This window comes from Afipia sp. MLSD5-FHT05B12 (assembly GCF_058793355.1).
Genome location: NZ_JBXAFS010000006.1, coordinates 93,792 through 119,799, shown reverse-complemented (window position 1 = coordinate 119,799; position 26,008 = coordinate 93,792). Strand labels below are relative to the sequence as shown.

Here is a 26,008-nt window from a genome sequence, read left to right as displayed (position 1 = left end):
ACCGCACGGCGGGGCCGTCCGAAAGATGCGCCCCTGCTCTTCCTTAACGCCCCCCGCCGTCGCCGATGATGGAGTATGGAGCCCAGAACAGCGGATGCGCGTAGGCAAACTCCGTCTTGCCGTCCGCGCCGAGGTAGCCCGGCCCGTCGGCCAGCGCCATCATGGCCTGCCGCAGCGCCTCGCCGCGTGTCAGCTTCGGATCGTCCGCCTGCCGTTTGAACAGATCGGTCACCAGTTCGCGGGCCGACTGCGAATGCACTGACCAGTTCGTCACCAGAAGTGCGCGCGTCCCGGCATAGAAGAACGCCCGGCCAAGGCCCGAGGCTGCTTCAGCGCCCGCTCCGGCTCCGGCCGCTGTGTTACAGGCGGACAGCACCACCCAGTCGGCATCGAGCTTGAGCGACAGGATTTCTTCCATCGTCAGCAATCCGTCGCCATCGGAATCCGACAGAGCGGGTGCGGACAGCGCAAGCGCCGGTTGCGTGAGGCCATCGAGTTCGCCCGGCACCAGCCCGTGGGTTGCGAAGGCGATAATCTTGAACCCGGAAAGGTCCATCGACTTCACCTTCTTCTCATTCGCCTCCTTGCCGAGATTGAGGACCTTGGTGGGATCGGCCTGAAGCGCCAGCGCGATCGAGGTCAACTCGTCGGACGTGTCCGGCAGGCGCGGCAACTGTCCGAGCTGCGCGCTGTCGACCCCCTCAAGCTGCGGACTGTTGCGCCGCTTGAGCGGTACACCGCGGGTGGCGATCGATGCGTCGGCGACCTGGATCAGCTTGTCGGTCTTCCCCGCGTCGTCGGCCTGCTCCTTGCTGAAATAAGGATCGCCGAACGCAATCAGATCCTGCCGCGTGGCCTTCCCCGCAGGCAGCTTGCGCAAGGTCTGCAAGGCAGACGCCGACGGCACCAGCGTCACTGCATGGGTTCGCGCCAGCCATGGCACATTGCGGTAGCTCACGAACAACGGATCATCGTCCGTCTTGACCTCCGCGTCGGCGGTCGGCAACAGCGACAGCGGCAGCAGACCAAGCGCGCCGTTGGTCACGACGATCAGGCTTTTCGCGGGCTTCCAGCTGCTCTCAAGCGGCTTCAGTAACTGATCGTACAGTTGCGATGCCAGTTTCACATCGAACGCCGGAATGTCCGAGATCATCGCCGCCTTCGGCTCCAGCGCCTCACGCAACCTGGTCACGATCGCATTCAGATCGCCGAGCGACATCTTGATCCGGGCGAACTGCACGGGAGCATCCTTCCGCACCACCCAGACGAAACTGTCGAACCGGCCGAAGTAGAACGACAGCAGCGCTTCATCGCCCGTGAGCTGCCTTTGCAGATCGCTCGCGTTCGGCGGCGGCGGATTCACAAGGTTGCCGTAGTCGGGAAACTTCTTGGCAATCTCGTTCAGCGTCCGGGTACGCGCCGCCTGCAACGCCGCGATTTCCGCCTGCGTTGCCTTGACGGCCTTCTCCTCGCGTTCAGCGGGCGGAAGCGTCAGCAGGTTATTCAGCGTGGCCACCGACGCGCCGATCCGCTTCTCGTTGTCCTGCGATGTGCGCATCAGCTTGGCGAGTTCGGGGTTGCTGGTGGACGCGCGGGCGGACGACGCCTGCAACGCGCGCTGCACGGATTGCCCGCGCAGCAAATCCGCATAGCTGAAGGTTTCCTCAGCGACGTTCGCCGGCGCGGCCGCCGGATTGAGCGCCAGCGTGCGGAGATAACCTTCGACCACGAACCGGACGCGGCCTTCGCGCGCCGCTGCCGTCGATCCTGCATCGTCGTCGCTGCCGCCGGACGCGGTTTGCAGGACCGGAATGGAGTCCTTGAAGGCTTGCAGCGCCTCTGGTATCCGCCCCTTGCGCGCCAGCGTCACGGCGTAATAACCGCGCGTCACCGCGGTATTGAGGCTCTTGTCGCCGGAGCGCGCTTTTTCCCGCTCATAAGATCGTTGCGCGATTTCAAGCGCGTTGTCGTAGTTGCCCTGTGTGAGCATGATGGAGACGCGGGCAAGGCCCCCGCTGACGCGCTCACGGCGCGACGGCTCCCAGTTCGCCGTCCAGACATCGACCTGATCGTAGAGCTTCGTCGCCTCGTCGTACTTGCGCTCAAGATTCAATATCTGCGCGAGGAAGACATTGGCATTGACCATCTGACCGGAGTCGTCAGCATAACCGAGTCCCTTGTAGATACCGATGACTTCACGCTGAAGCTGCTCGGCCTCCGCGTAGCGGCCCTGCTCCTGAACCACATAGACGAACACCGACAGGATGCCCGCGGTATCGGCATGGAATTTTCCGGATTTGCTGAGACGGCTGAGCAGCGCGCGCCGCACATCCGCCTCGCCTTCACCGACCCGTCCCTGCTTGACCTTGGTGCGGCCCTCGAAGGCCGTGGCCCAGTCCGTGAAACGCTCCATCTCGCCTTCGGCGGGCCTAGTCTCCCATTGCGACATGGTGGCGAGCGCGTTCGTGTAGAAGATCGCGGACTTGCGATAGGCGGCCTCCGCATCGGCATAGCGGCCGCGCGCTTCGGCAACGCGCGCGTTGCCGTCTTCCACGATCGCCTGCCAGCTCATGCCGTAAATCGGGAAGACCGGCCAGCGCTGCGCCTCAGCCAGCAACGAACGATTGCGGGCGGCATAGGATTCGGCAGCATTGATGTCGCCCGACCGGATCTGCCCGATCACCTGCCCCAGATTGAGACCGAAAAGCCGGCCCTTTCCCTTGGGCTGGGTGTTTGCGGCGGCGATCTGTTTCGCGGCCAGGGCGTCAGCACGCTTGTTCTCGCCGGCTTCGCGAAGCCGCCGCATCAGGAACTGCACGTAGCGGGCAAAGACCTTGGCGTCTTCGCTCTTGCCCAGAGCAACAGTCTGCTCGGCATCGGCAAGCGCCTCGGCGTTCCGTCCAAGAAGCGTCCGGGCCTGTCCTCGCTTGTAGTGAAATGCCGCCAGTTCGCTTCCTTTCAGCCCGGCGGGCACCGCGGAGTCAGCCGTCGCGGTCAATTCGGCGATCTTGGCGGGATCCGGCTTCTGCTGGTCGAGAATGGCGGTGATATCCGACACCGTGCGCGGCGGCGCCACGAGGGGCGCGTTGGTCTTCGCCAGGGCCGCGGCGCCCGCGGCAATGTCTTCCTTCTTCGGCGCGGACACCTTCGCTGCGTCGAACAGCGCGGCCTTTGGCCGTGCAGCCATCATCGCATTGCGCACGCACGGCGTGGCAGCGGCCTTCGCGCGCGCCATGCATGCCTCGTGCGGGCCGCCACTCTGCTTGCAGGCCATATACGTCGGCCGCCCGATCGAGTTGCGGCAGCTTTCACGCGCCTGTTCGAGCTCCAGGGCGGAGGCTGGAAGAGTGGCGATGAATGAGCAGAGCGAAACGATAAACGCGGCCACGCCGCTCTTTGCTGCTGTCATCATGGTTTGCTCCCGGACATTATCGTTCCCACCGAAATCCGGCGTGTCCGGTGCGCAATTGGGTGCCGTCCAAAATAAACATCGGAAATAAGACGGGCCAACAGTCCCGGATCAATTGGAAAGAATTAGCGGCCAAGAACGGTAAGCGGTCAAGTACAGGGCGGGGGCGAAACTCAAAAAGCCCGCGCAATCCCCCAAATGGGTGACGCCGCTCATGCAAAAACGGACGCCCGAAGGCGTCCGTTTTAATTGTCACAACCAAGCCGGAACCTTGAGTTACGGCGCCTTCGGCGCTGCTTCCTCGGCGCGCTTGTCGATCACCTTGTCGACCAGGCCGAAGTCCTTCGCCATTTCGGCGGTCAGGAACTTGTCGCGCTCCAGCGCATCCTCGATCGCCTTGTAGGGCTGGCCGGTGTGCTTGACGTAGATTTCGTTCAGCCGCTTCTTCAGGTTCAGGATTTCCTGAGCGTGCAGCATGATGTCGGTGGCCTGGCCCTGGAAACCGCCCGAGGGCTGATGGACCATGATCCGCGAGTTCGGCAGCGAGAACCGCATGTCCTTTTCGCCGGCTGCGAGCAGCAGCGAACCCATCGACGCCGCCTGCCCCGTGCAGAGCGTGGAGACCGGCGGGCGGATGAACTGCATGGTGTCGTAGATCGCCAAACCCGATGTCACCACGCCGCCCGGCGAGTTGATGTACATCGAGATTTCCTTCTTCGGATTCTCGGCTTCCAGGAACAGGAGCTGCGCGACAATCAGCACCGACATGCCGTCCTCAACCGGACCGGTCACGAAAATGATGCGCTCTTTCAGGAGGCGCGAGAAAATGTCGTATGCCCTCTCGCCGCGGTTGGTCTGCTCGACCACCATCGGCACGAGGTTCATGTAGGTTTCAACGGGATCGCGCATTTATCACCTGAAGGTTGGCGGAGGCAGTCGGCCGGGAATGCCTCGTGATGCAGAAAGGTTGGGCACTACAGATATGGGCCGATAGCCCGGCCACAAGAGCGAAATCAGCGCCGGAAACAGCCGAAGTGGCGGCAGTTGAAACTGATTCGGCCCGACCGCAAAGCGGCGCTGGCGCGCCGCCCTGCTCATTCGATGCTTATCGTTAACGCGCGTCCGAACGCTGCGAAGGTCAGGCCGCGGTCTTGTCTTCTTCTTCCTTGAGCAGATCGTCGCGCGTGACCTTCTTTTCGGTCACGGTGGCAAGCTCGAGGATGAAATCGACGACCTTGTCCTCGTAGATCGGCGCGCGAAGCTGGGCCAGCGCGTTCGGATTGCTGCGATAGAAATCCCAGACTTCCTTCTCGCGGCCCGGCGACTGGCGCGCACGGTCGATCAGCGCACGGCTGACTTCATCGTCGGTGACGGTGATCTTGTTCTTCTCGCCGATCTCGGAGAGCACGAGGCCGAGGCGGACGCGGCGATCCGCGATCTTCTGGTACTCTTCCTTCGCCGCTTCCTCGGTGGTGTTCTCGTCGGCAAAGCTCTTGCCGGTCGATTCCATCTCGGCCTTGATCGAGTTCCACATCAGGTTGAACTCTTCCTCGACCAGCGACGGCGGCGGACCGAACTTGTGGGTCTCGTCGAGCTTGTCGAGCAGCGTGCGCTTCACGCGCTGACGCGAGGCGCCGGAAAATTCCTGCACCAGCCGATCGCGCATGGCTTCCTTCAGCTTGTCGAGCGACTCCATGCCGAGGTTCTTGGCGAACTCATCATCGACCTTCGACTCCTGCGGAGCTTCGATCAGGCTCGCGGTGGTCTCGAATTCCGCGTCCTTGCCGGCCAGATTCGCCGCCGTGTAGTTCTTCGGGAACGAGGCCTTCACGTTGCGGGTTTCGCCCGACGCGATGCCGACGAGTTGATCCTCGAACCCCGGAATGAAGGTGTTTGAGCCGATCACAACCTGAATGCCCTCGCCGGTGCCGCCGTCGAACGCCACGCCATCGATCGTGCCCTTGAAGGCAACCGTGACGCGATCGCCCTTCTCGGCCTTCGCGCCCTCGCCCCTGGCTTCATAAGGGCGGCTCTGGTCGGCGATCCGCTTCAGCGCTTCGTCCACGTCGGCGTCAGTGACTTCGGCCACCGGCTTCTCGACATTGAAGGTCTTGAAGTCAGCGAGTTCGATCGCCGGAACAACCTCGATCGCGACCGAATAGGTCAGGTCGGACTTGCCCGCGAGAATGTTCTCGATTTCCTTTTCCTCGGTCGGCATCGTGACCTTGGGCTCGGTCGCGAGACGGAAACCGCGCTCGGTGAAGATACCGGCGTTGGTGTCGCGGATCAGCTGCTCGACGGTCTCGGCGGCGACGGAGCGGCCATAAACCTTCTTGAGGTGAGCGACTGGCACCTTGCCGGGACGGAAACCGTTCAGCCGAACCTTGTCCTTCATATCGACAAGACGGGCATCCACCTTGGCATCGATATCCGTTGCGGGAACGCTGACCTTGAACTCGTGCTTCAATCCCTCGGCGAGGGTTTCAGTAACCTGCATGGCGTCAATCTTCTTCCGGCTTGACCCGGCACGGCCGGGTCGTTGTCAATCTATGGATACAAACCATTCGGCCGCGGAGCCGTTCGGAATGCATCGGTGGTGCGGCGGACACGTTCCCGCGAGGGACGCCTCCTCCAGAATGTCGTGCGCAAACGAAAATCGCGCTTGGTGCGCTCGGAGGGACTCGAACCCCCACATCTTTCGACACTGGAACCTAAACCCAGCGCGTCTACCAGTTCCGCCACGAGCGCGCAGTGGTTGTATGTCCCGGCACAGCCGCGAGCGGCGGGCTTATAACATGGTGTAACCGCTTCGCGAGCCAAAAAAATGGCTTTCGCAACGCGGCCTTAGGGCGCGCTGGGGATGGCCCCCAAGCGCCCACGCGTCCGCTGGACAGGCCGATGAGAAAGTGGTCCGCATGGACCATGAAAAGGACCATGACAAATCAGGTTTTTTCGCCCTCCAGACGGGTTCTGCTGACCGGACTTGGCGGGACCGCCCTTGCCTCCGGGCTGCGGCTGCCTGCACTTGCTCAGGTTCAGACCGGAGCCAACCTGTCCCTGCGGGCCCGGCCCGCGACGGCGGCGCTGGGCGCGGGCCTGCCCAAAAGCCCAATCTGGGCGCTTGAGACAGGCGCGCCGGGTCCCCTGCGGTTCGTCAAGGGCGATCTGGCCGTTACGCTTTCAAATGAACTCCCGGCCCCTATCGTCCTGAGCTTACTTGGAATCGACGGCGCGCAGGCGGCATCCCCGCTGACCGGACAGGCCCCGGTCCCGCCCGGCGGACGGGCAGCGTTCAGCGTGCCCCTGCGGCAATCGGGAACGTATCTGGTCAACGCGCAGCTCTCTGGCGAAGCATCCGCGCAGCCGATGGCCGCCCGCGCACTGATCGTCGAAGGCAACCCGGCGGTCGCTGTCGACCGCGACGAGGTCCTCCTGATCGAGGACTGGCGGGTGAAGGCCGACGGCAACGCCATCGCGCCGGGCCAAAACCCCGATGGCACCACAGCCACCTATACCGTCAACGGACTGACGGCACTCAACATCGCCGCGAAGCTGAACGAACGGCTGCGCCTGCGTTTCATCAACGGCTGTGCGCGTTCGCCCATCGGTCTGCGAATCGAGAACCACGACGTGCGTGTGATGGCGATCGACGGACTGCCTGCCGAACCATTCCTCGCCCGTGACGGGCAACTCGTGCTAGCGCCCGGTTCGCGGATCGATGCGTTCATCGACGCGACGCGCGCGCCGGGCACGATCTCACAGATTGTCCTGCATGACGGCAGCGTGCCCCGGACCATTGCGCGGCTGGTGATGTCGAACGACGCGCCCGTTCGCCCCGCTCCGTTACCACCGGCGGATGCGTTGCCGTCCGGCAATCTGCCCGCGCGGATGAACCTTCAGGGCGCGCTGCGCAGCGATCTCTCGCTCGATCCGAACATGCAGTGGGTGACGCCCGCGAATTTTTCCTCTGCGACGCCACCGGCCTATGCGGTGAAGCGTGAACGCACTGTCGTGATGGCGATCAGCAATCCCACCGCGACACCTGTCGCCTTCCGCCTGCACGGTCATCACTTCCGTCTGCTCGACCGGCTCGACGATGGCTGGAAGCCGTTCTGGCTCGACACCCTGATGCTGGACAAGGGCCAGACCCAGCGCATCGCATTCCTTGCCGAATATCCCGGACGCTTCCTGATGGAAGCCGCCGCGATCAATTGGTCCGCACCGAAGCTGGTGCGCAGCTACGCGGTGGAGTGAGTTCGTCATCCTGAGGTGCGAGCACTTGCTAGCCTCGAAGGATGACATCAGGTACCCTTCACCTCTCCCGTGGGGAGAGGGAGTTCGATCGCGCCAGCATCAAAACCTCGCGTCCAGACTTACGAAGCCAACCCATGCACCAGCAGGGCAATCGTATCCGCGCCTGCGATGCGGTCCTTTGAAATCTCCCGGTAGCCGGGCGACTCCAGAAAAGCCCTCGCCTGCTGCTCGTCGGGGAACGACATCACCACGGCCTTGTCGCGCGGCCATTCACCTTCAAGAACGACAGGCTTCTCGTCGGCGGCCAGCAACCTGCCGCCGGAGTCCTTGAACACGTCGAAGAACCTCGCCTGATACTTGCGGTATCTGTCCTCGTCCGTGAACTTCAACTGAGCGATTACGTAAACTGTCATTTTTGCTTCCATCCGGCTGATGCGATGGTTCAGGACTAGCGCACGCTGTTAAGCCTTGCAGAATGATCGACAGCGTTTGTGCAACGATACCGCTCAATACGCGATGCCGAGTTCGTCGTAGAGATTGCGCAGCACAGCCGGCAGCATCTCCGGAAGATCCTCGGCGATCAGGCCCGGACCAAACTCCTGTCCGGCTTCGCCGTGCATCCACGCGCCGATAGAGGCCGCTTCAAAGGCCGGCACGGCCTGCGCCAGCAGGCCGCCGATGATTCCGGCAAGCACGTCGCCCGATCCCGCCGTCGCGAGCCATGGCGGCGCGTTGGCCGTGATGGTGGCGCGCCCGTCCGGTGCCGCGACAACCGTATCGGCGCCCTTCAGCAGCAGCACGGCGCCCGATTGAACCGCGGCTAGCCGCGCTCGTTCAAGCTTCGACGCATGTGGATGAGAAGATTGTAACCCGCTGAACAGGCGTCCGAACTCTCCGTCATGCGGAGTGAGGACAACCTGTGGATCGCTTTGCTTTTTGATCTCGGCAAAAAGCTGCCCGGGAGCATCGGCGAAGCTGGTCAGCGCATCGGCATCGAGCACAAGGCCACGCTGCGCGGACAGCGCGGCATGTACGATCGCCCGCGTGCGCTCGCCGATGCCCGCCCCCGGTCCGATCACGCAGGCCCTGAGCCGCTTGTCGGCCAGCAGCTCACCGAACTGCTTCGGCGTCTCCGTCTCGCGCACCATCACCGCTGTCAGCGCCGCCGCATTGACCGCCAGCGCATCGCGCGGCGACGCCACCGTGACCAGCCCCGCACCGGCCCGCAGCGCGGCCCGCGCAGCGAGACGCGCCGCACCCGTGGACGCGAGATCGCCCGATGCGACCACCGCGTGCCCGCGCGCATATTTGTGACCATCGGCTTGCGGAAACGGAAACACGTCGGCCCACAGATCCGGGACGTTCTCGAATGTCCTTGGCGCGATCCTGTCGAGCACGTCCGCATCGATGCCGATGTCGGCCACATCGGCCTCGCCGCAGTGGATGCGTCCCGGCAACAGCAGGTGTCCCGGCTTGCGGCGAAAGAACGTGACGGTGACGGACGCTTCCACCGCGATGCCCATCACCTCGCCGGTGTCGCCATTGATGCCGCTCGGCAGATCGACGCTCAGGATCGGAACGCCGCTGGCGTTCATCGCGGCGATCATCGCATGAGGGTCGCCCTTCACCGGACGATTGAGACCGGCGCCGAACAGCGCATCGATAATGAGGTTCGGTTTGCCGATCGCCTGCGGATCGCACGGCAGGACGGCGCCTGTCCATTCTTCGGCGGCGAACGCGGCATCGCCCTTCAGGGAGGCGCGGTCGCAGAGCAGAATGACGGAAACGTCCCGCCCGCGCGCCGCCAGTTCGGCCGCCGCGATGAACCCGTCACCGCCGTTGTTGCCACGGCCCGCGACAACCAGAATGCGGCCCCGTTCCGCCATCGCCTCCGCAACCTGCGCGACCGCCTGCCCGGCGCTGCGCATCAATGCGAAACCGCTGGTGCCGCCCGCGATCGCGGCCTCATCGGCGCTCGCCATTTCGGCGACTGTCAGGATCTCCATATGCCGTTCGCCTGTTCGGTTCGCCTCATCCAGAGGCACTCTGATAGGAGAGAAGTGGAAAGCGTCAGCCTAATTTTTGTGCAATTGCCCAATTAATAGACTTTCGCTCTCACGGCACCCGCCGCACAAAGAGGCAAAATCCCACCTAACAGAATGATCTTGTTGCTCAATTCAACGTCTTAATAAATTGGCACAGACCCTGCTTTTAAGGGGAGACTTTCGGATTGTCTCTCCCACCCGCCCAAGGCAGGTGGGCTGGCTATCGTTTTCCGGGTTATTCACCTGCCCGCGGCGATGATGGACCGGACGAGCCGACGTGACGAGCGCGTCCATCGCGCGATATGGAAGTACAGACAGGCCAGTTGGAAGTGCCGGGGAGACGTTCAGTGAAAAAGATCGAGGCCATCATCAAGCCCTTCAAGCTCGACGAGGTGAAAGAAGCCCTTCAGGAAGTGGGAATTCAGGGCATCACCGTCACCGAGGCCAAGGGCTTCGGCCGGCAGAAGGGGCATGCCGAACTCTACCGCGGTGCCGAATACATCGTGGACTTCCTGCCCAAGGTCAAAATTGAGATTGTGATCGGCGACGATCTTGTCGAGAAAGCCATAGACGCGATCAGGCGCGCCGCGCAGACTGGCCGTATCGGCGACGGTAAGATATTCGTATCCAACGTCGAGGAAGCCATCCGCATCAGAACGGGAGAGTCCGGCCTCGACGCCATTTGAAGCTGATTTCAGGCTAGTGCCCTGAATCCGAAGCCCAGTCCCTCGCCTCGCCGGCAGCCCCCTGCTGGCCGAGGTTCCCGCCGTATCCAGACCATTCCACGACGAACGCCAAAGCAGACATAAGGGGTATCCATGAAGACCGCCAAAGACGTCCTCAAATCGATCAAGGACAACGACGTAAAATACGTCGACCTGCGTTTCACCGACCCGCGCGGCAAATGGCAGCACGTGACCTTCGACGTCTCGATGATCGACGAGGACATCTTCGCCGAGGGCACGATGTTCGACGGCTCCTCGATCGCCGGCTGGAAGGCCATCAACGAGTCCGACATGACGCTGATGCCCGATCCGGCGACCGCGACGATCGATCCGTTCTTCGCCGAGACCACCATGGTCATCACCTGCGACATTCTCGAGCCGTCGACCGGCGAGCCCTACAACCGCGACCCGCGCGGTATCGCCAAGAAGGCCGAGGCCCAGGTCAAGGCGATGGGCGTGGGCGACAGCGTGTTCGTCGGCCCGGAAGCCGAGTTCTTCGTGTTCGACGACGTGCGCTTCCAGACCACGCCGTACAACACCGGCTTCAAGCTGGACTCCTCCGAACTGCCGATCAACTCGGACACCGAGTATGAGGGCGGCAACCTCGGCCACCGCATCCGCACCAAGGCGGGCTACTTCCCGGTGCCGCCGCAGGACTCGGTGCAGGACATGCGCTCCGAAATGCTCGGCTCGATGGCCAAGATGGGCGTCAAGGTCGAGAAGCATCACCACGAGGTCGCGTCCGCCCAGCACGAGCTCGGCATGAAGTTCGACACGCTGACCCACATGGCCGACCAGATGCAGATCTACAAGTACTGCATCCATCAGGTCGCGCACATCTACGGCAAGACCGCCACCTTCATGCCGAAGCCGGTCTATGGCGACAACGGCTCGGGCATGCACGTTCACCAGTCGATCTGGAAGGACGGCAAGCCGGTGTTCGCCGGCAACAAGTACGCCGACCTCTCCGAGACCTGCCTCCACTACATCGGCGGCATCATCAAGCACGCCAAGGCCATCAACGCCTTCACCAACCCGTCGACCAACTCCTACAAGCGTCTGGTCCCGGGCTATGAAGCGCCAGTGCTGCTCGCCTACTCGGCGCGCAACCGTTCGGCCTCCTGCCGCATCCCCTACACGACCTCGCCGAAGGCGAAGCGCGTCGAGGTGCGTTTCCCCGATCCGATGGCCAACCCGTATCTCGCCTTCGCGGCGATGCTGATGGCCGGCCTCGACGGCATCAAGAACAAGATCGATCCGGGCCCGGCGATGGATAAGGATCTGTACGATCTGCCGAAGGAAGAACTGAAGACCATTCCGACGGTGTGCGGCTCGCTCCGCGAGGCGCTCGAAAGCCTCGACAAGGACCGCGCGTTCCTGAAGGCCGGCGGCGTGTTCGACGACGACTTCATCGACAGCTTCATCGAACTGAAGATGACCGAAGTCGCGCGCTTCGAGATGACCCCGCACCCGGTCGAATTCGAAATGTACTACTCGCAGTAAGCTGACCTCAGCTACCGCAAACAGAAAGGCGCTCCAAACGGGGCGCCTTTTTTGTTTTTTGCGTCGCCATCCGAGCTTGGAGCAGGATGGATCACCTTGTGCGATGTCGTCCCCGCGCAGGCGGGGACCCATAACCACTAAATGCAATGATGATAACGAGACGGCTGCTCCAGCCGTTCCCTCAAATCGATGGCTCAGGGAGTATGGGTCCCCGCCTGCGCGGGGACGACGTGGGAAGGCTTCGCGCCTGAAAGCTACGCCTTCCGCTTCACCACCTTCGCGCGCACGTCCGGCGCAGCTTTCTTCGCTGCTTTGGCTGCTACCTTCTTCTTCGCCTTCTTCTCCCGATTAAACTCAATCCCCGCACGCACCAGCTTCTTCAGAGCAGCCGCATCGATCTTGTCACCCTCGAAAAGATCAATCGCGCGCCACACCTTGCCCTCAAGCCCTGCGTTGAAGAGCTTGTCGGGATCGGGAAGACTTGCGCCGTGGGCGAAGGTCAGCTTCACCTTGTCCTTATGCGCGTTGCCGACCGCGATGATGCCGTCGCGCTCCCATACCGGGCTTCCCATCCACTTCCATTCCTCGACGATCTCTTTGTCGGCACTGAGGATGACCTTGCGGACGCTTGAGAGGATTTTACCACGCCAGTCCGTCAGCTTTGCGATCAATTGGTCGATCTTTTCCGATGGAGTCATTTATGTCCCCTCATTGTGGTCCGGTTTCATGTGACCGAAATGTGCGTCATTCCGGGGTGCGCCGAAGGCGCGAACCCGGAATCCAGAAAAGCAGAAAACCGATGTTTCTGGATTCCGGACCTCCGGACCGACTTTCGCAGCTTATCGTTCTCGATATTTTGCCTACTTACGATTACTGGACCAATCTCAGTCGTCTTTCAGCTCTGGGGTCAGCGTCCGGGCCAACTACGTGGCTCTGCCTTCAGTGGCTGGACGCGGACAGGTACGAACGCGGCGAAAGCCGCCGGATCGGGGCGTGAAAGCGTCCGTCCTGTCCCGGAAGCACGCTCCCCTCGCCAAAAATCGCCGCTGATAGAGCGCTGTGAGGCGATGCGCTTCCTCATCGCAAGAAGAAGCGAGACAACACATTTGCGCCTCGCGGCGCTCCATGCCCCTCATTAGGGGCGCGAACGAGGCAGGCCTCGCGCGCGCTGTGAGGGGCGAGACTTAAAAGCTCACCTCGCGCGTGGCGCGAGAGCGAATGCGCGTGGCTGAACGGAAGTGGCTGTTTGAAAACTGAATCTGAATGGAGTGCGTGATGCCCGACATCTCCCTCCCCCTCCGTGGGGAGGGTCGGCCGAGCGAAGCGGAGGCCGGGGTGGGGGTCAATTGCAACGCCTTAGGCTCCCCCACCCGGCACGTTGTTCGCTTTGCTCACAACGCGCCACCCTCCCCACAAGGGGGAGGGATAAGAACCGCTTGCGCGGGGACGACATCGAAAAAAATCGCGAAGCCGGACCCGTAGGCCGGGACGATGCGAAGAGAGAGCGGGTGGAGTTAAAGCACACACGCCCCTACTCCCGCTGGAACGCCTGCGCCGGATTGAAGCCGGCATCCGGCGGCGGCACGGCGACGATCCCCGCCGCATGCAATGCCGCAGCCGCTTTCGCCGGATCGTTCAACCACGGCAATCGTGACTGGATATTCCGCGTTACCGGCTCGCCCAGCGCGCCGCCAAAATCCAGCGGCCAGACTCCCGCCGGTACGATCTGAAGCGACACCCGGCGCAACCCGAACCCTTGTCCAAGCACGTCCGACAGCTTCGCCGGATCGGCCACGCGCGCGGACGCGGGATTCGAGACATCCGCGAACATCACCAGCGTCGGGATCAACTCGCCCGTGACGGCGACGGCCTCGGTCTGCTTTTTGACCTCGCGGAAATCGACCCGTCGTCCGGCGGACGCGAACGCGCGCAGCGGCAGGTAACTCAGACCATCTGTCTCGGCCGGATTTGTCCCATGAAGCAGAAGCGCCGTGAGGTTTCGCCCGTTGCCGAGATCGACGAACACGGCATCGCCCTTGATGCGCGGACCGGCCGGTCCGCTGCCGGAGCCGCCATAGCCGCGATTGGGGTGTACCGAGATCACGCCGGACGCCGACCGGACGCCGCCCGGCGTATCGACGTCAACGGTGAGCCGGTACTTGTGGTCAGGCCGGTAAAGATAGGTCCGCTCGCCGATCACCAGCGCTGCCAGCAGCACCGCCAGGCCGATCCACTTTTTCCAGTTCATGCGGCGTGACCTTTGATTCTGCGCGCAGCCATCTGAATTAGGCGCTGGCCGCTTGGCTGTCACGCCATCTTCTCTTGATCCGGCGCGGCCTTTCGGGAAAGACTGAACCCGCAATAACGGAAGAGGACAGCACGTGTCAGCCCCCATCGAGACCCGAGTGCAGACCCGCGGTGACCTTGCGTGGTCGATCGCAGTGGGGGGCATCGGCGTCGTCGCCTTCACGGCCTTCCTGCTGTTCGCCTGGTACTACGCAGCCACGCTGTTTCTGGTGTTCGCGGGCATCCTGCTCGGGGTTGCCCTTACCGCCGTGACGCATCTTCTGCAAAAGGTCATGGGCGGGCCCCACGCGCTGCGCCTCGCGCTGGTCTGTGTCGTACTCGCGGGCCTCCTGTCCGGCGTGGTGTTTCTCGGTGGTGCGACCATCGCGCGGCAGGCGGCCGTTCTGAGCAACACTCTCAAGTCGCAGCTCGTGACCGTGAAGACGTTCCTTGAACAGCACGGCGTCGACACCAGCTATCTCGAACTCGGCTCTGTCACGGCGACGCCAACGGCTTCCGCCGACAGCGCAACGGCGGCCCCCACACCCCCAGCCGGCCTGCCGAAAAACCTGCCGAGCGCCGGCGCGCTGGCCTCCGGCGGCGGCGCCATCGTCAGCCAGACTTTGAAGCTGTTGTTAGGGACGGTCAGCGCTGTCGGCAATTTCTTCATCGTGCTGTTCTTGGGGTTGTCGTTCGCGGCGCAGCCGGGCGTGTATCGAAAAGGCCTGCTGGCGCTTTCGCCCAAAGGTCATCGCCACAGCGTCACCGCCGTGGTCGACCGCATCAGCGATACGCTGGAGCGGTGGCTGATCGCGCAGATGATCACGATGGCCGCCGTGTTCCTGGTGACATGGATCGGGCTTACGATCATCGGGATCGACAGCTCCTTCATCCTCGGCATTCAGGCCGGATTGCTGGCGTTCATCCCGACGGTCGGCGCGCTGATCGGCGGACTGATCATCGTGCTGGCGAGCCTTGCCTCGGGATGGGTCGCCGCTTTCAGCGCCTTCGTGCTGTTTCTCGGCGTCCACGCTCTGGAAAGCTACATCCTGACGCCGATCATCCAGCGCCAGGCGCTCGACATCCCGCCCGCGACGCTGTTCGCGTTCCAGATCCTGCTCGGTGTCGTGTTCGGGCTGTGGGGACTGGCGCTGGCGCTGCCGCTGATGGCGATCGTGAAAGTCATCATCACCTATCTGCGCGAAGACGGCGACGAACGCCCGCCTGAATTTGTCATTGCCGGCAAGTCTTGAACGGGTAGATCCTGAACGGGGAAACCCTGAAACAGAAAAAGCGCCATCGCTGGCGCTTTTCTTCATCGCGACGAGAGCTTCCTAGAAGCTCATCACCGTGCTGGTGTGCTCGACCTCCGGCGGCGAGGCGAAATGCGGCCCGACCAGCGCGCGCCATTCCTGGAAATCCGAGGATTCGCGGAAGTCGACCGTGTGATTTTCCAATGTTTCCCACTTGATCAGAAGCCGGTAACGCGACGGCTTTTCGATCGAGCGGTGCAGTTCGAAGCTCTTCCAGCCCTTGCAGCGCTTGAATATCTGTTGCGCCATGCCGACGGCCGTCTCGAAGTCCTTCTCGCTTCCCGGCTTGATCTCGATCTGTGCGATTTCGGTGATCATGGTCTCCCGCCCTTTCTGGCGCATGATCCGCCAAAGTGTGAGCGGTTTGGCGAAAAGATCATGCGCTATTCCAATAGTATCAGGGGGCTCTAGCGCAAAAATGCTAGCCGGAAAAGACAAAGGGCGCCTTCGGCGCCCTATTGAAGCCATGTCGTGCGCTATCAGCCTTCAGATGAAAGTCACCAGCGCCCCCAGGAGCGCCAGCGCGCAGCCTCCCAGAACCACCGGCTGCCAGTCGAACACCGATCCATAGCGGCCCTCGGCGCGGCGCGCGGTGATCAGGGCGTTCTCATATTCATCGGACGTCGAAAACATGCAGGCGAAGCCGGCCCGTGCGGAGGCAACGGTCGCTTCGAGTGCGTTGATGTCGGCTTGTGAATCGTGGCTACGTGCGATGGTCATGCCACATGGTACGGCGCGCATGGTAAACAGACGGTTAGCGCGGCGATCCCGTCAGGCGTGAGCTTCCACCGGAGCGCGGTTCGCCCCGGTTTTGTCCGGCTCCGGTGAGCCGCTGCGGATCTGGTTGCGGCGCGCGTTCTCGAGCGACAGCGGCTGTTCCATCGCGGCCTCGACACGATTACGCCCGGAGCGTTTGGCCTGATAGAGCGCTGTATCAGCCGATGCCATCAGCACTTCGAGTTCGGTATTGGCCGGGCCGCCTGCGACACCGATGCTGACCGTGGTTTCCAGCGGCGCATCGTCGACGGCGACACCGGACGCCTCGAAAGCTTCGCGCACCCGCTCCGCGGCGACCAGCGCTTCCTCGATCGAGCATGGCAACAGGGCGGCGAACTCCTCGCCCCCGACGCGGCCGACGAGATCGCTCATGCGCAGCGACGCGACAACAATGTTGGAGAAAACCCTGAGAACGTCATCCCCCGCGGCGTGACCGAAACGGTCGTTGACCGATTTGAAATGGTCGATGTCGAAGATCATCACGGTCACGGGGCGCCCGGCCTTGGCCTCGCGCTCGATCATGCGCGATGTCGCCTCGCTAAAGCCGCGGCGGTTTAGGAGCCCAGTCAGCGGATCGATGGATGCAGCCGTCTTGTGTACACTGACCGTCCGCTCCGACACCAGCATGACGATGATGAACACCGTACCCACGGCATAAATCACAAGCTCGGCGGCGAAGGCCGCGACCCAGACCTGGGCCATGATCGCGACATCGGCTGACCGGTACAGATCGCCGAGAAGGATGGGCAGCATCAGCACAACGCCATGCATCAGCGGCACAAGGATCGCGGGCCAGCGCGCACGCAGACTCTTGCGCCGCTCGCGCCAAAGCTCGCCGGCGGTCAGCGCCGCATAGATAGCGACGATAGCCGCGCCGATGATCATCCGCAGTTCGGGATTGATCGGAACGAGCGCGACGACCGCAGCGACCCAGAGCGCAGGTCCGGCGATCACCCCGATCCAGCTCGCTGGGCGGCCATGGAACGCGCGCGCCGCATCCCAGACCAGCCCGCAGGCGACAAAGCCGACGGCGTTAACAGCGAGCGATAGCTCCCAGCCGAGTTCGGATCCGCCCACCGTCCACAGCGCGACCGATGCCGCGCCAAGGATGTAGGCCGCGCCCCACCAGCCCAGCGCCGCGATCTTCTCCTGACGCCAGAAGAACAGCAGCATCGCGCCGAGCAACGCGGCTGCCAGCGTCGCGACGAGATAGAGCGTCGAAATATCGAGAGACAAATGTGTACCAGCCGGCATGTTCTATGCAGCGCTTAAAAATTCGATGGAGCTGGAATAGCTCCCTCAGCCACATCAACGCTAACAGCGGTGTCTTGGCACTCCGTTTGCGGCGGTCACAAAATTTTCGGGAAAAATCGCTGCAATTCGGCTGCATCTGGAACAGAAAAAGGCGCCCGAAGGCGCCTTTTGAATCTTGTAGATCCCGCGAACTGCGGAAAATTTGAACGAAACGATTAGCGCTTCGAGAACTGGCAGCGAAGCGCGCCTTAGCGCTTCGAGAACTGGAAGGACCGGCGGGCTTTCGCCTTGCCGTACTTCTTACGCTCAACGACACGCGAGTCGCGGGTCAGGAATCCGCCCTTCTTGAGGACGCTGCGCAGATCCGGCTCGAAGTGGGTCAACGCCTTCGAGATGCCGTGACGCACGGCGCCCGCCTGGCCCGACAGACCACCACCGGCGACGGTGCAGACCACGTCGTACTGGCCCTGACGGGCAGCGGCGACGATCGGCTGCTGGATCATCATGCGCAGCACCGGGCGGGCGAAATAAACCTCGACCTCGCGGGTGTTAACGACGATCTTGCCGGAGCCTGGCTTGATCCAGACGCGGGCAACGGCGTCCTTGCGCTTGCCGGTGGCATAGGCGCGGCCTTGCTTGTCGACCTTCTTCTCGTACTTCGGAGCTTCTGGCGCCGCCGTCTTCAGCGCCGACAGCTGATCGAGGGACTGCATGGTATCGGACATTATGCGGCCCTCGTGTTCTTGCGGTTCAACGATGCGATATCCACGACCTCAGGCTGCTGTGCTTCGTGGGGATGTTCTGCGCCGGCATAAACGCGGAGGTTGCCGAGTTGCACACGGCCCAGCGGACCGCGCGGGATCATGCGCTCGATGGCCTTCTCAACAACGCGCTCAGGGAAGCGACCCTCGAGGATCGACTTCGCGGTGCGCTCCTTGATGCCGCCGATGAAACCGGTGTGGTTGTAATAGACCTTGTTGTCACGCTTGCGTCCGGTGAGGACGACGTGAGCCGCGTTGATGATGATGACGTTGTCACCGCAATCGACGTGGGGGGTATAAGTCGGGAGGTGCTTGCCGCGCAGGCGCATGGCAACCAAAGTCGCGAGGCGACCAACGACCAGACCCTTGGCGTCGATCAGCACCCACTTCTTGTTGACCTCGGCTGGCTTTGCCGAAAACGTCTTCATGTGAGTTGTCCGTGAAATGGAACGTCCGGCGCAATCGCCGGACTGGGCGCGGTTCTAGATAACCAGCCCGCTCCGGTCAATGCCATTCTGACGAAAATAGTTCATTTAAATCAGCGTATTACAAATATGGTATTTTATTACCTGTAAAATCACTGAATGTTCGGAATAGAGTATGTCGAGGTGACATGAGCGATCGGATCGGGTGAAGTCCCTGATAACAGGCTCACTTCTCCGACGGCGAGGCGCTTTCCGAGTTTCATGAGCTTCGCGGCAGCCAGCACATCCTGACCGGGCTGGCCCTTGCGCAGAAAATTGATGTTGAGGCTGGTTGTCACGGCCAGCCCGACGGGGCCGATGGCGGAAAGCAGCACCACGTACATGGCGAAATCCGCCAGCGCCATCAGCGTAGGACCCGACACCGTACCGCCGGGGCGTAGCATCCGCTCGCTATAAGGCTGCCGCAGCAGGCTCGTTGCACCGTCGGCGCTCTCGATCAGGATTTCACCGCTGGCAAAGGCCTGCGGAAACTCCCTGTGGAGAAACGCTTCGAGTTCTGCCACCGTCATCTTCGCCTTGCTCATGGAACGTATGTCCTGCCCTGCTCTCGTATGTGACGGTTTTGTATCTTAGGGTGAGCACGATGGCGAGCCTGACGGAACCCAAAAGCGAACCCGGAATCTGAGCCTAAAGACTATGACCGCGCAAACATCACGTGCTCCATTGCAGCCCCCCTCGCCGCTTCTGCGCGAGACCATCGGCAGCATCGCCGTGCTCACGCTCGATTCACCCAAAACGCGCAACGCCTTGTCGGAAGCGATGATCGCCGCGCTCCACGACGCGATCGATTCCATTCGCGATGACAAAAACGTCCGCGCCGTCGTCATCGCCGCGCAGGGACCGGCCTATTCGTCCGGTCATGACCTCAAGGAACTCACCGCACGCCGCAGCGACGCGGACAAAGGCAAAGCCTATTTTTCGCAGATGATGAAATCATGCAGCGACATGATGCAGGCCATCGTTCGTCTGCCCAAGCCTGTGATTGCAGCCGTGCAAGGCGTCGCGACGGCGGCGGGCTGCCAGCTGGTGGCCACCTGCGATCTGGCGGTCGCGTCCGAACAGGCCACGTTCGGCACACCCGGCATCGATATCGGGCTGTTCTGCTCGACGCCGATGGTTGCCCTGTCACGCAATGTGCCGCGCAAACACGCCATGCACATGCTGCTCACTGGAGAGCATGTCTCCGCGCGGCGCGCGTATGAGCTTGGGCTGGTCAACAGCGTGGTCCCGGCAGGAACGGAACGCGATGCCGCGATCGATCTCGCGAAGAAGATTGCGCTGAAATCAACGTATACGTTGAAGGTGGGCAAGGAAGCGTTTTACCGGCAGGCCGAAATGAATCTCGCGGACGCCTATACGTATGCGGCGCAGGTGATGGCCGAGAACATGATGGCGCGCGACGCGCAGGAAGGCATCGGCGCCTTCATCGAAAAGCGCGATCCGAAGTGGGAAGACCGCTGACGCCGTCGATCAGAAAAGTGAATCTTATCCGAATGAACCACGACGCTTACGACGATAATTATATCCGCGCCATTCTCACGAGCGTGAAATCGATTGCGATGGTCGGCGCATCGCCGGTCAATGTGCGGCCGAGCTATTTCGCCTTCAAATATCTCGTCGAGCGCGGCTACGACATGATCCCGATCAATCCGGGTCAGGTCGGCAAGAGCCTTATCGGAAAGCCATTCGTCGGATCGCTGAAAGACATCGGCCGCCCCGTCGACATGGTCGACATCTTCCGTAATTCGGATGCCGCCGCGGCGGTTGTCGATGATGCGCTGGCGCTGCCGGTGCTGCCGAAAGTGATCTGGATGCAGCTCGGCGTCCGCAACGACGCAGCCGCTGCGAAGGCGGAAGCTGCCGGCATCAAGGTGGTGATGAACCGCTGTCCGAAAATCGAATACGCCCGGCTGACATCGGAAATCCAGTGGCTCGGCGTGAACTCGCGCACCATCAGCTCGAAGCGCGCTCCTATTCCAACCAGCAACATGCGGCTGTCATTGAATCGCAGCAGCATGAGCGGGGGCGCAACCGCGGCCGCCGACCGCGCCGCCAAGGACAAGAACGACCTGCCCTAAATCCGGCGCGCCGCAGAACGATCATTTCGGTGCGGCTGTGAAAATCGTCAGGTTCATTGCCAGTTATCGCCGATTGCCGCGAACGGCTTGACGCCGAACGCATCCACCCGCAGCATAATCTTCTCCAAGCCCGATCGCGGCGCTCAGAAGGACACCTCATGACGGAAAGATTGCCGGGCTTCTCCACGCTCTCCATTCACGCAGGCGCGCAGCCAGACCCCACTACGGGCGCGCGCGCGACGCCGATCTACCAGACCACATCGTTCGTGTTCAACGACGCGGACCACGCCGCCTCGCTGTTCGGCTTACAGGCGTTCGGAAACATCTATACCCGCATCGGCAATCCGACCAACGCGGTGCTCGAAGAGCGCGTCGCCGCGCTTGAAGGAGGCACGGCGGCGGTTGCGGTTGCATCGGGGCATGCCGCGCAGGTGGTCGTATTCCAGACCCTGCTGCAACCGGGCGACGAGTTCATCGCGGGCCGCAGGCTTTATGGTGGTTCGATCAACCAGTTCAGCCACGCGTTCAAAAGCTTCGGCTGGAACGTGGTCTGGGCCGATACTGACGATGTTTCGACATTCGAGAAGGCACTGACACCCAAGACTAAGGCGATCTTCATCGAGTCGATCGCCAATCCCGGCGGCACCATCACCGATATCGAGGCCATTGCCGCCATTGCACGTAAGGCGGGCGTACCGCTGATCGTCGACAACACGCTGGCGTCGCCCTACCTCATCAAGCCGATCGACCATGGCGCAGACATTGTCGTTCATTCGTTGACGAAATTCCTCGGCGGCCACGGCAATTCCATCGGCGGCATCATCGTCGATGCCGGCACCTTCGACTGGTCCCGCGACGGCCGTTATCCGGTCCTCAGTGAACCGCGTCCCGAATATCACGGCATCAAACTGCAGGAGACCTTCGGCAACTTCGCTTTTGCGATAGCCGCGCGCGTCCTTGGCCTGCGCGATCTCGGGCCCGCGCTATCGCCGTTCAACGCCTTTCTCATTTTGACCGGGATCGAGACGCTGGGCCTTCGCGTGCAAAGGCACTCGGACAACGCAAAGGCTGTCGCGGAGTGGCTCTCCACACATCCTGCCGTCGCATGGGTGAACTACGCCGGGCTGCCCGGCGACCGTTATCACAACCTCGCGCGCAAATATTCGCCGAAGGGTGCGGGCGCTGTGTTCACGTTCGGCCTGAAAGGCGGCTACGACGCGGGCATCAGTCTTGTGTCGAACGTCAAGCTTTTCTCGCATCTGGCAAATGTCGGCGACACGCGGTCGCTGATCATCCACCCGGCTTCGACCACCCACAGCCAGCTCAGCGATGCGCAAAAGGCGCAGGCAGGCGCCGGCGTCGATGTCGTGCGGCTTTCGGTCGGGCTTGAAGACAAGGAAGATCTGATCGCCGATCTCGATCAGGCATTGAAGGCGTAGACGACATTAAACCCCGCCTCTGAATGCAAGAACGCGGCGCCGGGGCATGGCGCCGCGTTTTTCAATATGCAGAGAGCAAAAAGTGCTTTCAGAAATTCAGGTCTTTACGGTCCCCGCCGCTGCCCTTGCCTTGTCTTCACGGCTCAGGCGGGCGTTGCGCTGGACGATTGAAAATGTCGCGAGGGCGAACAGTATGACAAGAAGCTGGGCCGACACTGCTTCGAGCGTTGCATTGAACCCGAGGGACTGGAGCCAGCCAAAGCTCTTCAATTCGGTGACGGACAACAGGCTCTGTTCCTGGAATTCCTGAATCGCCTCGCCGATGAACTTGATGCCCATCGCGAACAGGAACGCCGACGTGATGATGAACAGCGGACGCAGCGGGATCTTCCGGGCGATCAAATTAATGAAGTAGAACAACACAACGAGACCAGCGGTCGCGGCAGCAAGGCCGGCGAACAGTCCCAGGCTCCAGCCGCCCTCTGTCACGGCGAGCGCGTTGATGAAAAGCACGGTTTCGGCGCCTTCGCGGAACACCGCAAAGAACGCAAGCGCGCCGACGGCCCAGGCTGTCTCCTGCGCAAGCGCATTATCCGCCTTGTGGGCAAGATAATCCTGCCAGCCGCGCGGGTCCTGCTTCACCATCAGCCAGCCGCTGACGTAGAGCATCAGCGCGGCGGCGAAAAGGATCACGACCGCTTCGAAGATGTCGTTATGCTCGCCCGAATTGAGGACCGCGAACAGCCACGCCGCGATGATGCTGCAACCGACCGCGGCAAGCGCACCGGCATAGAGCGCCGTAACGCGGTGACCGCCTCCGACCTTCCGGAGGTAACCGGCAAGCGCCGCGATCACAAGCATGGCCTCAAGGCCCTCACGCAACAGAATGACGGCTGCCTGGACGAATGCGTTGGACATGGAAGGCCTTGTAACAAAATCCGCGTTTTGGGGATTTCGTTCTATCGCGGGGCAAATCGAAGTTAAAGCAGATCCGGGCCGCACCAAATCGTGACCCAGGCCTGAAATGCAAGAAATGCCTGAGAGGCAGCGACTTTTAGTATTCCCGCCACTTTAGAATAGTTCGATTTCAACCACCCTTGCCCACCACAAGGCGAAGCTTGGCTGATGTTCTGTCCGGCAGCGTTCGGCCCAGCCGCTCGACATGAAACAGCAGCATCGTGAGAATGACGATAGCCACGGCCTGATGGGCCAGTCCGAGATCAATCGGCACCTGATTGAGCAGCGTCAGGATGCCGATGGCCACCTGAACGACCATCGCCGCCACGATCCAGAGCGCGCCGGACACGACAGCGGGGCTTGTCCGGGAGCGGAGCGCGTCGATCGCATGAACAATGGCAACGGCCACAAGCGTATACGCGATCATGCGATGGCTGAACTGAACGGTCAGCGTGTTGTCGAAGAAATTTCGCCACCATGGCTGCTCGAAGAACAGCCGCGCGGACGACGGAATGAATGCGCCGTCGATCAGCGGCCAGGTGTTGAACACCCGGCCAGCGCGCAGTCCTGCAACCAGCGCGCCGAAGTAGAGTTGCAGAAACACCAGTGCCAGCAGAATTCTGCCCACGACCTTGACACGCAGCGGGGCAATCGACGGCACGCCGCCTTGCATATGACGCCGCAGGAGCCAGACGATTGCCGAGAAAATGAAAAGCGCCAGCATGAAATGGATGGCGAGCCTGTACTGCGAGACCGAGACCCGTTCGGTGAGGCCGGAACTCACCATCCACCACCCGACTGCGCCCTGCAAACCGCCGAGCACGAAGATGATCCACAATCTGCGCTTAAGGCCGGGCGACAGAAATCCGCGCCACAGGAACCAGAGAAACGGCAGCAAGAACACCGCGCCGATCAGCCGCCCCAGCAACCGATGTCCCCACTCCCACCAGAAGATGGTCTTGAATTCGGACAGGCTCATGCCGCGATTCATTTCGCGATATTGTGGAATGGTCTTGTAGGCCTCGAATTGCCGGCTCCATTCGGCATCGGTCAGCGGCGGAATCGTGCCGGTGACCGGCTTCCACTCGACGATGGAGAGGCCGGATTCCGTCAGCCGCGTCGCGCCGCCAACCATCAGCGTGCAGACCACCAAGGCGGCCACGACGATGAGCCATGCGCGGACGCCGCGCATGGCGGAGGTCCCTGCCTGTCGAACATTTGGAATTGCAGCGGTCATGACCCGAAATGCAGCCTTGAATGAATTCGCGCGGTCCTTATAGTCGCCGCACTTTTCCACGCAAGGCGCGTGTTTGCAGCCACCAGCACAATTCTGTCATGACAATTCGCACGCGAAAACTGATCGGAACCTTCGGCCTTTTAGGGCTCGTTATTGTCTGGTCGCTTGCAGGTATGGCGATTGCGCAGACTCCCTGGCTTGCAGCGTCGAAGCTAGCGCAGGCGATCTTCTATGTGGTGGCCGGTCTCGGCTGGGTCCTGCCGGCGATGCCGCTGATCGCATGGATGTCGCGGCCCGATCCTCAGCCGTAGTTGGTTGCCGGTTCCGGCGCACGCACCTTCGCCTTCCGTATGGTGATACCCGAAAGAACGACGCGCAGCGCGCGGAGTGAATTCCGCCGTCCATCCCATGCGATCCGAGGCAACGCCATCAGGTCCGACTGACCATCGGACCGGACAACACCGGGGCCGGCGGACACCGCCGTTGTAAACCCGGCCTCCCGTGCCAGCATTATCTCCCGGGAGCCGAAACAGTCCGGTCCACCGAACGGATAGGCAAAATGCCGGCACGGACCGCCCAGCGCGGTCTCCAGCACCGTCCGCCCCATGGACATTTCCCGCGAGGCGTTCGTGCCTTTTGTGCGTGCCAGGTTCGGATAACTGACGGTAGAGCTTCCAATCGTCGCCTGCGGATCGCGCGCCAGTTTGGCGAGATCTTGCCAGCTCATCGTGATGTCACGCGAGACAGACTTGATATCGACACCGTAACGGCCGCACAGATCGCCAATCGCGATCGCAAGGTCGTCCGGCGATAGTGTCATCATCCACGCATGCAAGGCATCGTAGAGCTGATACTTGTCCGCAAGACTGGCGGCGGAGAAATGCCTTTCAGTGCGGTTCATCACGAGACCGATCCGCGCATGGCGCGCAATCACCTGTTCAAGCGCGAGCCACCACGCCTTGCCGATGCCATCGACAAAGCCGGTCGGAACGTACAGGGCGAACGGTACGCGATGGCGCGACAACACCGGATAGGCATACGTCATGAAATCGCGATGCCCGCCGTCGAACGTCAGGCAGACAAAGCGGCGTGCGAGGGCTGGCTGTTGCGCACGTTCAGCCACCTCGCCGATGGAGAGAAAATCAAAGTCCCACCGCTTCAGGGCGGAGATCGCCCTATCGAGGAATTCGGGGGTGATGTCATGCGATCGCAGCGGCTGGAACGGATCGTCGCGCCGTGGCCGAACATGTTCGAATTTGAGGATGGCTCCCGAGCCGCCGGTTCGCCGTTCCAGGATATGCGCCATGCCGCTGAAATAGCCGAGCTCCAGCCCCACATCCGCCAGCATGCCCCTCCGAAACCGCACTTAGCCACCCCTCCCGCGCGCCAGCGCCCGCCGCGCCCCCATACTCATTACTCTTTGTTGACATTTCTTTGAATAAGGTCGGCCACGCCGCAATCTCAAAATGCCCAGGAATTCAGGTC

24 protein-coding genes and 1 tRNA gene are annotated in these 26,008 nt (G+C 62.1%); 8 read left to right on the top strand and 17 right to left on the bottom strand.

Annotated elements, in window-relative coordinates:
* Positions 1–43 precede the first annotated feature (43 nt).
* The 4 genes from AC1Q6J_RS10795 to AC1Q6J_RS10780 all read right to left on the bottom strand — a co-directional run bounded on the left by AC1Q6J_RS10795 (position 44) and on the right by AC1Q6J_RS10780 (position 6,157).
* A complete protein-coding gene (locus tag AC1Q6J_RS10795) occupies positions 44–3,412 on the bottom strand; it encodes a CHAT domain-containing protein (RefSeq protein ID WP_492279325.1) in 3,369 nt (1,122 codons plus the stop codon).
* A gap of 273 nt (positions 3,413–3,685) precedes the next feature.
* Positions 3,686–4,318 (bottom strand): ATP-dependent Clp protease proteolytic subunit, encoded by a 633-nt coding sequence (locus AC1Q6J_RS10790; RefSeq protein WP_492279324.1) that lies wholly within the window; start codon positions 4,316–4,318, stop codon positions 3,686–3,688.
* 229 nt (positions 4,319–4,547) lie between these two features.
* Positions 4,548–5,906 (bottom strand): trigger factor, encoded by a 1,359-nt coding sequence (tig, locus tag AC1Q6J_RS10785; protein WP_492279323.1) that lies wholly within the window; start codon positions 5,904–5,906, stop codon positions 4,548–4,550.
* 166 nt (positions 5,907–6,072) lie between these two features.
* Positions 6,073–6,157, bottom strand: a tRNA-Leu gene (locus AC1Q6J_RS10780).
* A 186-nt stretch (positions 6,158–6,343) separates the two neighbouring features.
* Between AC1Q6J_RS10780 and AC1Q6J_RS10775 the strand changes: the two genes are divergently transcribed.
* On the top strand, positions 6,344–7,663 hold the full coding sequence (locus AC1Q6J_RS10775; protein WP_492279322.1) for a multicopper oxidase family protein: 1,320 nt from the start codon (positions 6,344–6,346) through the stop codon (positions 7,661–7,663).
* Between the two features lie 119 nt (positions 7,664–7,782).
* Here AC1Q6J_RS10775 and AC1Q6J_RS10770 read toward each other — a convergent pair whose 3' ends face one another.
* Together AC1Q6J_RS10770 and AC1Q6J_RS10765 are read right to left on the bottom strand one after the other, a co-directional pair.
* Positions 7,783–8,076, bottom strand: a complete 294-nt coding sequence (locus AC1Q6J_RS10770; protein ID WP_492279321.1) for a DUF1330 domain-containing protein — start codon at positions 8,074–8,076, stop codon at positions 7,783–7,785.
* Positions 8,077–8,169: 93 nt separating this feature from the next.
* Entirely contained in the window at positions 8,170–9,669 is a 1,500-nt protein-coding gene (locus tag AC1Q6J_RS10765; protein WP_492279320.1) for an NAD(P)H-hydrate dehydratase, read from the bottom strand.
* Positions 9,670–10,055: 386 nt separating this feature from the next.
* On the opposite strand from AC1Q6J_RS10765, the gene AC1Q6J_RS10760 reads away from it, so the two are divergent.
* Together AC1Q6J_RS10760 and glnA are read left to right on the top strand one after the other, a co-directional pair.
* Entirely contained in the window at positions 10,056–10,394 is a 339-nt protein-coding gene (locus tag AC1Q6J_RS10760; RefSeq protein ID WP_006020791.1) for a P-II family nitrogen regulator, read from the top strand.
* Between the two features lie 132 nt (positions 10,395–10,526).
* On the top strand, positions 10,527–11,936 hold the full coding sequence (gene glnA / locus AC1Q6J_RS10755) for a type I glutamate--ammonia ligase (protein ID WP_492279319.1): 1,410 nt from the start codon (positions 10,527–10,529) through the stop codon (positions 11,934–11,936).
* A 254-nt stretch (positions 11,937–12,190) separates the two neighbouring features.
* Here the strand turns inward: glnA and AC1Q6J_RS10750 are convergent, their stop codons facing one another.
* Entirely contained in the window at positions 12,191–12,634 is a 444-nt protein-coding gene (locus tag AC1Q6J_RS10750) for a DUF1801 domain-containing protein (protein ID WP_492279318.1), read from the bottom strand.
* Positions 12,635–13,467: 833 nt separating this feature from the next.
* Positions 13,468–14,184: a hypothetical protein gene (locus AC1Q6J_RS10745; RefSeq protein WP_492279317.1), complete on the bottom strand. Its 717-nt coding sequence runs from the start codon at positions 14,182–14,184 to the stop codon at positions 13,468–13,470.
* Between the two features lie 133 nt (positions 14,185–14,317).
* Here AC1Q6J_RS10745 and AC1Q6J_RS10740 point away from each other — a divergent pair, with 133 nt between their 5' ends.
* A complete protein-coding gene (locus tag AC1Q6J_RS10740) occupies positions 14,318–15,475 on the top strand; it encodes an AI-2E family transporter (RefSeq protein ID WP_492279316.1) in 1,158 nt (385 codons plus the stop codon).
* An 81-nt stretch (positions 15,476–15,556) separates the two neighbouring features.
* On the opposite strand, the gene AC1Q6J_RS10735 is transcribed toward AC1Q6J_RS10740, so the two are convergent.
* The 6 genes from AC1Q6J_RS10735 to AC1Q6J_RS10710 form a co-directional block, all read right to left on the bottom strand.
* Positions 15,557–15,853: an antibiotic biosynthesis monooxygenase family protein gene (locus AC1Q6J_RS10735; protein WP_492279315.1), complete on the bottom strand. Its 297-nt coding sequence runs from the start codon at positions 15,851–15,853 to the stop codon at positions 15,557–15,559.
* A 168-nt stretch (positions 15,854–16,021) separates the two neighbouring features.
* Positions 16,022–16,255, bottom strand: coding sequence for a hypothetical protein (locus AC1Q6J_RS10730; protein ID WP_492279314.1), 234 nt, complete (start codon positions 16,253–16,255; stop codon positions 16,022–16,024).
* A gap of 51 nt (positions 16,256–16,306) precedes the next feature.
* The gene (locus tag AC1Q6J_RS10725) at positions 16,307–17,566 is read right to left on the bottom strand and encodes a GGDEF domain-containing protein (RefSeq protein WP_492279313.1); all 1,260 of its coding nucleotides are present in this window, start codon (positions 17,564–17,566) and stop codon (positions 16,307–16,309) included.
* 248 nt (positions 17,567–17,814) lie between these two features.
* A complete protein-coding gene (gene rpsI, locus AC1Q6J_RS10720; RefSeq protein WP_492279312.1) occupies positions 17,815–18,291 on the bottom strand; it encodes a 30S ribosomal protein S9 in 477 nt (158 codons plus the stop codon).
* Complete coding sequence (gene rplM / locus AC1Q6J_RS10715; RefSeq protein WP_492279311.1) at positions 18,291–18,755, bottom strand: 50S ribosomal protein L13; 465 nt, start codon at positions 18,753–18,755, stop codon at positions 18,291–18,293. The genes rpsI and rplM overlap by 1 nt, the downstream gene beginning before the upstream one ends.
* Before the next feature lie 149 nt (positions 18,756–18,904).
* Positions 18,905–19,336 carry a PaaI family thioesterase gene (locus tag AC1Q6J_RS10710; RefSeq protein ID WP_492279310.1) on the bottom strand — a complete coding sequence of 144 codons (432 nt, stop codon included), beginning with the start codon at positions 19,334–19,336 and terminating at the stop codon, positions 18,905–18,907.
* Positions 19,337–19,448: 112 nt separating this feature from the next.
* On the opposite strand from AC1Q6J_RS10710, the gene AC1Q6J_RS10705 reads away from it, so the two are divergent.
* The 3 genes from AC1Q6J_RS10705 (at position 19,449) to AC1Q6J_RS10695 (ending at position 22,329) form a co-directional block, all read left to right on the top strand.
* A complete protein-coding gene (locus AC1Q6J_RS10705; protein WP_492279309.1) occupies positions 19,449–20,273 on the top strand; it encodes an enoyl-CoA hydratase in 825 nt (274 codons plus the stop codon).
* 32 nt (positions 20,274–20,305) lie between these two features.
* On the top strand, positions 20,306–20,890 hold the full coding sequence (locus AC1Q6J_RS10700; RefSeq protein ID WP_492279308.1) for a CoA-binding protein: 585 nt from the start codon (positions 20,306–20,308) through the stop codon (positions 20,888–20,890).
* A 158-nt stretch (positions 20,891–21,048) separates the two neighbouring features.
* Positions 21,049–22,329, top strand: coding sequence for an O-acetylhomoserine aminocarboxypropyltransferase (locus AC1Q6J_RS10695; RefSeq protein WP_492279307.1), 1,281 nt, complete (start codon positions 21,049–21,051; stop codon positions 22,327–22,329).
* Between the two features lie 96 nt (positions 22,330–22,425).
* Here the strand turns inward: AC1Q6J_RS10695 and AC1Q6J_RS10690 are convergent, their stop codons facing one another.
* Together AC1Q6J_RS10690 and AC1Q6J_RS10685 are read right to left on the bottom strand one after the other, a co-directional pair.
* A complete protein-coding gene (locus AC1Q6J_RS10690) occupies positions 22,426–23,247 on the bottom strand; it encodes an FTR1 family iron permease (protein ID WP_492279306.1) in 822 nt (273 codons plus the stop codon).
* A 169-nt stretch (positions 23,248–23,416) separates the two neighbouring features.
* Positions 23,417–24,478, bottom strand: coding sequence for a COX15/CtaA family protein (locus AC1Q6J_RS10685; protein WP_492279305.1), 1,062 nt, complete (start codon positions 24,476–24,478; stop codon positions 23,417–23,419).
* A gap of 143 nt (positions 24,479–24,621) precedes the next feature.
* Here AC1Q6J_RS10685 and AC1Q6J_RS10680 point away from each other — a divergent pair, with 143 nt between their 5' ends.
* On the top strand, positions 24,622–24,834 hold the full coding sequence (locus AC1Q6J_RS10680; RefSeq protein ID WP_492279304.1) for a DUF2842 domain-containing protein: 213 nt from the start codon (positions 24,622–24,624) through the stop codon (positions 24,832–24,834).
* Here AC1Q6J_RS10680 and AC1Q6J_RS10675 read toward each other — a convergent pair.
* Complete coding sequence (locus tag AC1Q6J_RS10675) at positions 24,825–25,871, bottom strand: polysaccharide deacetylase family protein (protein WP_492279303.1); 1,047 nt, start codon at positions 25,869–25,871, stop codon at positions 24,825–24,827. The genes AC1Q6J_RS10680 and AC1Q6J_RS10675 overlap by 10 nt on opposite strands.
* Positions 25,872–26,008: the final 137 nt, after the last annotated feature.

Excerpts from the sequence above, each read along its gene's own strand:
- AC1Q6J_RS10770 (WP_492279321.1), bottom strand. The coding sequence starts at position 8,076 with ATGACAGTTTACGTAATCGCTCAGTTGAAGTTCACGGACGAGGACAGA.
- AC1Q6J_RS10765 (WP_492279320.1), bottom strand. The coding sequence starts at position 9,669 with ATGGAGATCCTGACAGTCGCCGAAATGGCGAGCGCCGATGAGGCCGCG.
- AC1Q6J_RS10790 (WP_492279324.1), bottom strand. The coding sequence starts at position 4,318 with ATGCGCGATCCCGTTGAAACCTACATGAACCTCGTGCCGATGGTGGTC.
- AC1Q6J_RS10680 (WP_492279304.1), top strand. The coding sequence starts at position 24,622 with ATGACAATTCGCACGCGAAAACTGATCGGAACCTTCGGCCTTTTAGGG.
- AC1Q6J_RS10775 (WP_492279322.1), top strand. The coding sequence starts at position 6,344 with ATGACAAATCAGGTTTTTTCGCCCTCCAGACGGGTTCTGCTGACCGGA.
- AC1Q6J_RS10725 (WP_492279313.1), bottom strand. The coding sequence starts at position 17,566 with ATGCCGGCTGGTACACATTTGTCTCTCGATATTTCGACGCTCTATCTC.
- AC1Q6J_RS10745 (WP_492279317.1), bottom strand. The coding sequence starts at position 14,184 with ATGAACTGGAAAAAGTGGATCGGCCTGGCGGTGCTGCTGGCAGCGCTG.
- AC1Q6J_RS10705 (WP_492279309.1), top strand. The coding sequence starts at position 19,449 with ATGACCGCGCAAACATCACGTGCTCCATTGCAGCCCCCCTCGCCGCTT.
- AC1Q6J_RS10735 (WP_492279315.1), bottom strand. The coding sequence starts at position 15,853 with ATGATCACCGAAATCGCACAGATCGAGATCAAGCCGGGAAGCGAGAAG.
- AC1Q6J_RS10710 (WP_492279310.1), bottom strand. The coding sequence starts at position 19,336 with ATGAGCAAGGCGAAGATGACGGTGGCAGAACTCGAAGCGTTTCTCCAC.
- rpsI (WP_492279312.1), bottom strand. The coding sequence starts at position 18,291 with ATGTCCGATACCATGCAGTCCCTCGATCAGCTGTCGGCGCTGAAGACG.
- AC1Q6J_RS10690 (WP_492279306.1), bottom strand. The coding sequence starts at position 23,247 with ATGTCCAACGCATTCGTCCAGGCAGCCGTCATTCTGTTGCGTGAGGGC.
- AC1Q6J_RS10730 (WP_492279314.1), bottom strand. The coding sequence starts at position 16,255 with ATGACCATCGCACGTAGCCACGATTCACAAGCCGACATCAACGCACTC.
- AC1Q6J_RS10795 (WP_492279325.1), bottom strand. The coding sequence starts at position 3,412 with ATGATGACAGCAGCAAAGAGCGGCGTGGCCGCGTTTATCGTTTCGCTC.
- tig (WP_492279323.1), bottom strand. The coding sequence starts at position 5,906 with ATGCAGGTTACTGAAACCCTCGCCGAGGGATTGAAGCACGAGTTCAAG.
- AC1Q6J_RS10750 (WP_492279318.1), bottom strand. The coding sequence starts at position 12,634 with ATGACTCCATCGGAAAAGATCGACCAATTGATCGCAAAGCTGACGGAC.
- AC1Q6J_RS10685 (WP_492279305.1), bottom strand. The coding sequence starts at position 24,478 with ATGCGCGGCGTCCGCGCATGGCTCATCGTCGTGGCCGCCTTGGTGGTC.
- AC1Q6J_RS10700 (WP_492279308.1), top strand. The coding sequence starts at position 20,306 with ATGAACCACGACGCTTACGACGATAATTATATCCGCGCCATTCTCACG.
- rplM (WP_492279311.1), bottom strand. The coding sequence starts at position 18,755 with ATGAAGACGTTTTCGGCAAAGCCAGCCGAGGTCAACAAGAAGTGGGTG.
- AC1Q6J_RS10675 (WP_492279303.1), bottom strand. The coding sequence starts at position 25,871 with ATGCTGGCGGATGTGGGGCTGGAGCTCGGCTATTTCAGCGGCATGGCG.
- glnA (WP_492279319.1), top strand. The coding sequence starts at position 10,527 with ATGAAGACCGCCAAAGACGTCCTCAAATCGATCAAGGACAACGACGTA.
- AC1Q6J_RS10695 (WP_492279307.1), top strand. The coding sequence starts at position 21,049 with ATGACGGAAAGATTGCCGGGCTTCTCCACGCTCTCCATTCACGCAGGC.